Source organism: Streptomyces sp. NPDC006743 (genome assembly GCF_040703815.1).
Lineage (GTDB): Bacteria > Actinomycetota > Actinomycetes > Streptomycetales > Streptomycetaceae > Streptomyces.
In genome coordinates, this window is sequence record NZ_JBEYJA010000110.1 from 1 (window position 1) to 7,692 (window position 7,692).

General features: G+C 72.9%; 5 protein-coding genes. 1 reads left to right on the top strand and 4 read right to left on the bottom strand.

The features are described 5' to 3' along the window. Positions 1-140: 140 nt before the first annotated feature. The 4 genes from ABZ719_RS36800 to ABZ719_RS36815 form a co-directional block, all read right to left on the bottom strand. Positions 141-3,587 (bottom strand): hypothetical protein, encoded by a 3,447-nt coding sequence (locus ABZ719_RS36800; RefSeq protein WP_366729523.1) that lies wholly within the window; start codon positions 3,585-3,587, stop codon positions 141-143. Positions 3,588-3,590: 3 nt separating this feature from the next. Then, complete coding sequence (locus ABZ719_RS36805) at positions 3,591-3,905, bottom strand: hypothetical protein (protein ID WP_366729524.1); 315 nt, start codon at positions 3,903-3,905, stop codon at positions 3,591-3,593. A gap of 268 nt (positions 3,906-4,173) precedes the next feature. Further along, the gene (locus ABZ719_RS36810) at positions 4,174-5,613 is read right to left on the bottom strand and encodes an amino acid permease (protein ID WP_366729525.1); all 1,440 of its coding nucleotides are present in this window, start codon (positions 5,611-5,613) and stop codon (positions 4,174-4,176) included. An 853-nt stretch (positions 5,614-6,466) separates the two neighbouring features. Beyond that, entirely contained in the window at positions 6,467-7,006 is a 540-nt protein-coding gene (locus tag ABZ719_RS36815; RefSeq protein WP_366729526.1) for an ABATE domain-containing protein, read from the bottom strand. Between the two features lie 233 nt (positions 7,007-7,239). Here ABZ719_RS36815 and ABZ719_RS36820 point away from each other — a divergent pair, with 233 nt between their 5' ends. Further along, complete coding sequence (locus ABZ719_RS36820; protein WP_366729527.1) at positions 7,240-7,599, top strand: hypothetical protein; 360 nt, start codon at positions 7,240-7,242, stop codon at positions 7,597-7,599. Positions 7,600-7,692: the final 93 nt, after the last annotated feature.

Genomic DNA, 7,692 nt, shown 5'->3' on the forward strand with positions numbered 1-7,692 from the left:
TGGGTGGAGGTTGGTTTAGCAGCAGCACACATCGTTCGCGGGGGGACGCGGGGGCGGGTCCCGTGGGGCCGGGCCGCCCCCCTCGCGGGGCCCCGGCGGCCCCCCGGCCGCACGTGTGGGTGCGGCCGGGCCGCGGGGGGTCAGTCCTCGGCCGGAGCGGGGTTCAGCTCGCTGTACACCGGGGCGCCGAAGACACCGCTCTTCACGGCGTCCTTGGCCGTCAGGTACATGGCGTAGTAGGCCCAGGAGATGGGTGTCTCCGACAGCCAGCGGTTCACGACCAGACCGCCCGGCGGCTGGTTGCGGTAGGCCCATCTCTCGCCGACGGCACTCCACTTGTACAGGCCGTGCCGCAGCGTGGCGAGGCCACCGCCGAGGAACTCGAAGACCCACTCGCCGGCGGTGAGGCGCACGCCCGTGATGTGCTGGACGACCCCGTTGGTCATGAGGTTGCCCACGGTGACGTTGAAGCCCTCCTTGAGCCCCGAGTACAGGGCCTCGCGGAACTTCTGTCCCTTGAACGTGCTCCACGTGGACCAGGGCTCCGGTGCGGCGGAGGCCGAGGACGCGGACTCCCCGGCCGAGCGCACGCTCCCCGCCGCCGGGGCGGGCGACGGCTCGGGGCTCCGCCCAGCCCCCGCGGGTCCGCCCGCCTCCCCCCTCGACGGGCCGCCCGACGGCGATTCCCCGGCAGGACCCGGCTCCTCCCCGGGCGGTCGTGGTGTGCCCGGCCGCGGTTCCGGTACCGCCTCCCGGGCTCCCGTGCCGCCGGGCTCGGGGGCTCCGGCGGGCTCGGGCGGCCCGGCGGGCTCCGGACGCACGGCCGACTCCGGGGCACCGGTGGGTTCCGGACGGACTGCCGGCACCTCGCCCGGTCCCGGCGACGTCCCGCCGCCCGGGCTCTCGGGCCGTACGGGTCCGGGCGACGGTACGCTCCCGGCGTCCGGCCCCGGTTCCACTGGCCTGGTCCCGACCGGCGGGCGCGCGGAGGCGGCCGGGCTCGCCGCGTCGGCAGGAGCGCCGTTCTTCGCGGGCGTGCCGACCGCGCGGGGGCTGAGGATCGCCTCCACCTCGTCGGCCCTGGACATCGAGGTCGCGGCGGAGCCGTCCACCACGGTCGTTGCGGGGGCGGGACCCTCCGCGGCGCGCGTGACGGCCCCCTCCTCCGTGGCACGGACCGACGCATCGCCCCCGGCCCCGGCTTCCTCCGAGGAGGCCCGCTCAGGACGGGAGCGCGTCTCCCCGGTACGTACCGGGGAATCCGCGCGCGCGGTACCGGCCGGCGTCTCCCGCACCGTAGCGGCCTCCTCCGAGGAAGCCCGCTGCGCGGTGGGTCGGGATGCTTCCGCCGTACGGGCGGCGCCGGCCGCGTTCGCCGTCCCGGCCGGCGCCTCCCTCCCGTTCTCCGCGGACGTCCCGGGGCGCTGTTCGCGCACGGGAGAGGGCGACTCGGCACGGGTTTCCCGTGCCGCCACGGCCCCGTCACCGCTCTTGGCGACGGGGGCGCCCTTGGCAGCGGTGCCGGAAGCATCGGACACGGTCGGCGCTGACGACCGAGCGGCCCCGGTCCCGGTTTCAGCCACCCCCGGAGGCCGGCTTTCCGCCGAAGCCTGCGGCTCGGCAAGGCGAGGCGCTGTGTCGGCGGGGCGTGGCGTCTGTTCCCCGGCACGTGGCACGACTTCGGCAGGACGCTGCACAGGCTCAGCAGGACGAGGCGCGACTTCGGTGCGCGTGGCCTCCGGTCGGGGACGTGGCACGTCGGTCGTCCCGGCCCTGGACTCGGTCGCCAGGCGGGTGCCGGCTGACGCCGATTCGCCCTGGGCCCCGGACGGAGGCGGCGCGCTCTCCTGACGCGGTGTGCTCACCCGCGCCGGTTCGGCCGGGGCGGCCCTGCCGGACTCCGTGACGGTGCGCTCCGCGCCGGGCGCGGGACCGCCGGCGTCGGTCCTTCCCGTCTCCGCCCGCGTGCCCCGCGCGGACGCCTGCGCGCCGCTCGTACCGCTCGGCGGGACAGTGCTCTGCGACGTGCGCCCGGACTGCTCCGCGACCGCCGTTGGCTCCGTCTCGCGCACGGGCGGCGACGTCGGCGCCTCACCCGCCGGACGCGCGGGCGGACGGGGTGGCACAGCAGCCGGACGCGCGGGCGGTGCCGGTGCCGTGGCCGCACCGGAGGCCTCGTCCTTCGGGGCGGCGAGCGTGCCCCGGTTCTCGCGCGGCGGGCCGGCCGGCTCCTGGGCCGGTCTCCCGCTCCCCTTCAGGGCATCGGCGTCGGCGTCCGCGGGGCGCGGGCTCGGCGGTGGGGTGGGGCCGGCCGCGGCTTCCCCGGACGCGCGCGCGGGCGTGACCTCCGGTGCCGCCTCCGGACGCGGAGCCCGCGCCGGACCCGCCTCGGTGGCCCGGACGGCCTCGGGGGGCCTGACAGGCTCGGGGTGCCGGACGGACTCGGTGGCCCGGACAGACTCGGGGGGCCTGACAGACTCGGGAGGCCGGACGGACTCGGTGGCCCGGACAGACTCGGGGGGCCGGACGGCATCGGTGGGCCCTACGGACTCAGTGGGCCGGACGGGCTCCGGGGGCGGAGGCGTCAGGCCCTGCGGCTCGGGCGTTCCGCCGGGCTCCGGCCGCCCCTGCGGACGCGGCTGCGGCGACCCGGGCGCCTCCTCCCGCAGGGCCGTGCCGGACTCCGGGGCCGGCCCGGTCTCCGGTGCCGGGGACGGCCGGGCCGGGCCGGCCGTCGCCTCGGGGCCGGGTTCCTCCGTCAGGGCTCTGGTGGATCCCGCGGCCTCCTTCTCGGACGCCGCCGCGGCGTCGTCGACGGCCTTCTCCCCGGTGATGAGGCGCTTCAGCCCCGCACCGAGCGCCGTCTGCTCCAGGACGCCCTCGGCCAGCCCGAGGCCTGTGTCGAAACCGAAGAACACGGCGAGCTGCCAGGCGTTGCCCTTCCAGTCCACCGGCCGTCCGCTCAGCAGCTTGGGCACGGCCAGCGACACGTAGAAGCCCGGGTAGGCCCGCGCCTGAGCCGGCAGGACGTCGATCACAAGGCTCTCGGTGAGCTTGCCCAGGCCCTCGCCGAGCCGCTCACCCGTCCGGCCCGCGGCACTCCCCGCGGCGCGCAGGAACTGGGTGAACTCGGCCAGGGCGGCGCGGAACCTGGCGAGTGCGGTCAGGACGCGTTCCATGAGCGGCAGCACACGTGCCCACACCCAGTCCAGCGCCAGCCCGCCCAGCCAGCTCAGCGCCATGCCGACGGCCAGGATCTCCAGGATCTCCAGGATGATGCCGATGATTTGTTTGACGATGAGCCAGGTCTTGTCCGCGTGGTCCTGGGCCTGTTGCCCCGTGGTCTCCAGCACCTCGGCCGTGCGGGCCATCAGGTCGAGGTGACCGTCGAGTGCCTTGGTGTAGGCGGGCGCGTCCGGGCCCTCCCAGGCCGCGCTCCCCGCGGTCTCCTCGAGGGTGTCGCGCAGGGCACGCAGCCTCTGTCCGTGGGCGGCCAGTTCCTGGCCGTGCTCGTGCAGGGAGGACGGATCGCCGAGTTCCCGTATGACCTGGGTGATCCAGCCGGCGATGGCGTCGTTGATGTCCATGGGTCAGCTCAGCCGGAGAATGGCTTCCATCGCGTGCGCCTGCGCCGCGCTGTAGGTGTGCGCCGCGCGGCTCATGGCTTCGCTGAGAGCGGTCAGGTGCCTGCTGATGCCGTTCGTCAGCAGGGTCAGGTCCTCGTGCACCCGCTGGTACTCGGTGTGCGCCGCCGCGCCGCCCGATCCGTTCCCGAAGGCGCGGCCGTCCGGGGCCGTGAGCTGCCGCAGCGCCTCCGCGACCCGGGAGGTGGAGCCGGCACTGGACGCGATGTCGTCCGCCACGGCCACGAGATCCGCGGGGCGGACGTGAATGCCTTCCGACATGCTGCACAGCCTCCTGGTTCAGGTGCCGCTGATGTCCGGCGGATGCGGCACATGTGTGCCGTGCCGGTGGAACTGATCGCAGGTACCAGAAAACTAACAGGGCGTCAGTTACGTGACAACCACCCTGTGTGACCGACATGTTGCTTTCATGTGTCGCCCGGCCTGCCGCGCGGCCGTGAGGTGCGCGGGGCAGGCGAGGCACGAGCACCGCACGCGCCGCCCGACGCCGGAAAGGCGAGGGGACGGCCCGTGCGGTGCGTGGAGGTCGTCAGCCGGTGCGCTCCCACTGCGGCTCGCGACGCTCGGTGGCCTGCGCGTCGCGGGACTTGAGGACCGTCCAGCCGATGCCCAGGGCGACGGCCCAGCCCGCCATCACGTACAGACACACCCGGGAGTCGGCGTCGTAGGCGATCAGGCCGGTGACGAAGAGCAGGAAGACGATGGCGATCCACGAGCACACCGCGCCGCCCGGCGCGGGGAAGGAGGAGGCGGGCAGCCGGCCCGCGTCGACCGCCTTGCGGTAGCGCACGTGGCTGATCAGGATCATCAGCCAGGTCCAGATGCCGGCCGCGGTCGCCACGGAGGTGACGTAGCCGAAGGCCTTCTCCGGGACGATGTAGTTGAGCACCACGCCGATGGCCATGAAGGCGACGGAGACGGTGATCCCGAGCGCCGGGGTCTTGGTGGCGGACAGACGGCTGAAAGCCTGCGGCGCCTCGCCGCTGTCGGCCAGGGTGCGCAGCATGCGGCCGGTGGAGTACATGCCCGAGTTGCAGGAGGACAGGGCCGCGGTGAGGACGACGAAGTTGACGATGCCCGCGCCGGCCGGGATGCCGATGACGGCGAACGCCTTCACGAAGGGGCTGACCCCGGCCGCGAACTCGGTCCACTTCACCACGCACAGGATCACGGTGAGGGCGCCGACGTAGAACAGGGCGATGCGCCAGGGCAGGGTGTTGATGGCCTTGGGGAGGGTCTTCTCCGGGTCCTCCGACTCACCGGCGGTGACCCCGACCAGTTCGACGGCGAGGTAGGCGAACATCACGCCCTGCAGCGTCATCAGGGAGGAGCCGACGCCCTTGGGGAAGAAGCCGTCGAACTGCCACAGGTTGGAGACCGAAGCGGTGCCGCCTGCCTGGCTGAAACCGAAGGTCAGCACGCCCAGACCGATGACGATCATGCCGATCAGCGCGGTCACCTTGACCATCGAGAACCAGAACTCGATCTCGCCGAACAGCTTCACGGAGATCAGGTTGGCCACGAACAGCACGACCAGGAACACCAGCGCGGTCACCCACTGCGGGACGGAGGGGAACCAGTAGTGGACGTAGATCGCGGCGGCCGTCAGCTCGGCCATGCCGGTCACCACCCACATCAGCCAGTACGTCCAGCCGGTGAAGTAGCCGAAGAACGGGCCGAGGAACTCCCGGGAGTACTCCGCGAAGGAACCCGAGACGGGGCGGTACATGAGCAGTTCGCCCAGTGCCCGCATGATGAAGAAGATGATCAGGCCGGCGAGGGCGTACATGAGGATGAGGCTGGGCCCGGCCTTGGCGATGTTCGCCCCCGCGCCCAGGAAGAGACCGACGCCGATCGCGCCGCCGATCGCGATCATCTGGACCTGGCGGCTGCCGAGTCCCCGTTCATAGCCCTCTTCGGCGGTTTCGGTGCTCCGCGAGGAGGACGCGGCGACCTTCGGTGAGGTCATGGTCGTGTGCCTTTCTCCATGCCGGTCCAGGGCCGTGGACGGGCCGCGGACCAGGTCTCGGTCTGCCGGAAACGCAGTGGAGTTCTGCCGGGCCGGCACGCGGCCGCCCCGGCGGCGCACCCGGTACGGAGTACGTGTGGCGTTCGCCGGGCGGTCGTGCAGATGTATCACGCCGGCAACCATGACCACACCCACCGTCACCCACCCGGTTACTCATTCGTTATGTATGTCGATCGATCCAGGAAGCGATAAATGCTGGCAGACCTGCACTGAAACCTCGTTTTCCAAGGCCGGGGATGAAAGACCCCTTGACATCGTTTCAACGCGGCTACCTAACATGTATGTATGCGGAGCCCACTCCAGCGGTCCGGCGCCCAGCAGCACCCGAAGCCGGTCCGGCTCGCTTCTCCGCGGACGGCGGGGGCGCCCAGTCGCTCTGCCGGCCGTGGCGGCGCTGGTCGCGGTCAGGGCCGTGTGGGGTTCCACGTTCCTCGTCGTGCTGACCCCGCTTCCGGCGGCCGTCGTACCGGTGACGGCGGCGCGGTCCGTGACCGAAAAAGCCGACGCGGGCCTCCGTTCCGGGGCCCGGCGCCGGCCGGGCGGCAGGACGGGCGCCGGGTGCACGGCGTCCTGCTTCACGGCGGCCCCGACCGGTGGCTGAAGCGTGCCCTCGTCCGGTCGTCACGGGGCCGGCTCGTGCGCGAGGCGCGCGAGCACGGCTACCGCCAGGCGCCGGGACGACCGGCTCCGGTGTCCGCGGAAGGCACGGGCGCGGACGGCCGGAGGGGAGCCGGCGGTCACCGTCACAGAAGACGGTGACCGGGGGACCGCGGCCGTCGGCCCTCAGCCGCGTTCACCGGCGGCGACGGGCCCGCAGGGCGGCGGACTTGACACGGTTCCCGCAGGTTCTCATCACGCACCATTCCCGCCGCTGTCCCCGGGAACGGTCGAGGTAGACCTGGGTGCACCCGGGGCGTGCGCACTCACGCAGCAGCACCGCCTCCGCGCTCGCGAGCAGGCCGACGGTCTCGCGGGCCAGGTCCGTCAGCGCCTGCGCGGCCGATCCGGTGCGGCTCCTCCCGTGGGCCGCGAGCCGCACCGCCACGGGTGTCTTCGCGGCCTGGCGGTTCAGGGCGGTCATCGCGGCGGGCGGAAACGGTTCACCGGTGCGGCGCGCGGTGACCAGCTCGTACATCGACTCGCGCAGGTTCACGGCGGCCCGCAGGTCCGCGTCCTCGGCCCGGGGTGCCTCGTCGAGCAGCCCGGACTCCACGAGCCAGGAGTCGAGGAGCCGCGGGGTGCCGATCCTCTCCACCGGATCCGGTGCGTGTCGCGCCTGAAGGGTGCCCAGGAAGTCGAGGGCGGGCGTCCCGCACAGAAATACATGTTCCACATCACTCTCCTCACAGGTGACTGAATTCCACCCTCCAAAGTAACCGGCTGAACCGGTGACGTCGAGCAGGTGTGATGTGTCGTTCGTCAAACCGGGAACCAGGACACCTCCCCATGGCCGGATCCGCCCTCCCGCGCATATGCTTGAAGGTGCAAGCATGTTTCGGGCGGCACGGCCGGCCGCACGCAAACGTTCCTCACTCGTTCGTCACACATCCAGGACAAGGTGGGTACATGCTCATGCCGAAGAAGATCGCCGGTGCTGCCGCCGCGCTGACCGCCGCCGCCGCACTGCTCGGACTCGGAGCCGGGACCGCTGGCGCCGCCGGCTGGCCGCCCCTCCAGGAAGGCGCGTACCTCTACTCGGGCCCCACCGGAACCGGCACCGTGACCAAGGCCGATCTCACCGATCCCGGCACCTGCCACACGCTCTCCAAGGCCGCCGTGTCGGTCCAGGTGGTGTCCGGCTCCTGGGCCCTCGAACTCTTCTCCGGGGCGGGATGCACCGGCGCCACCCCCTGGCGGACCGGTTCCCTGGCCCAGCAGAACCTTCCCTGGAACATGCTGAGCTACCGGGTGATCCCGGCGACGTGACGCCCCTCGGCGCTCGTACCGCCGCCGCGCGGCGGCGGGCAAAGGGGGCGGGCCGACCCCCGAGCAGTACAAAAACGGCGACGGGCAGCTCGA

What these genes read in the sequence shown, in the direction of transcription:
- ABZ719_RS36800 (WP_366729523.1), bottom strand. Translation starts at nt 3,587, where the DNA reads ATGGACATCAACGACGCCATCGCCGGCTGGATCACCCAGGTCATACGG.
- ABZ719_RS36805 (WP_366729524.1), bottom strand. Translation starts at nt 3,905, where the DNA reads ATGTCGGAAGGCATTCACGTCCGCCCCGCGGATCTCGTGGCCGTGGCG.
- ABZ719_RS36810 (WP_366729525.1), bottom strand. Translation starts at nt 5,613, where the DNA reads ATGACCTCACCGAAGGTCGCCGCGTCCTCCTCGCGGAGCACCGAAACC.
- ABZ719_RS36820 (WP_366729527.1), top strand. Translation starts at nt 7,240, where the DNA reads ATGCTCATGCCGAAGAAGATCGCCGGTGCTGCCGCCGCGCTGACCGCC.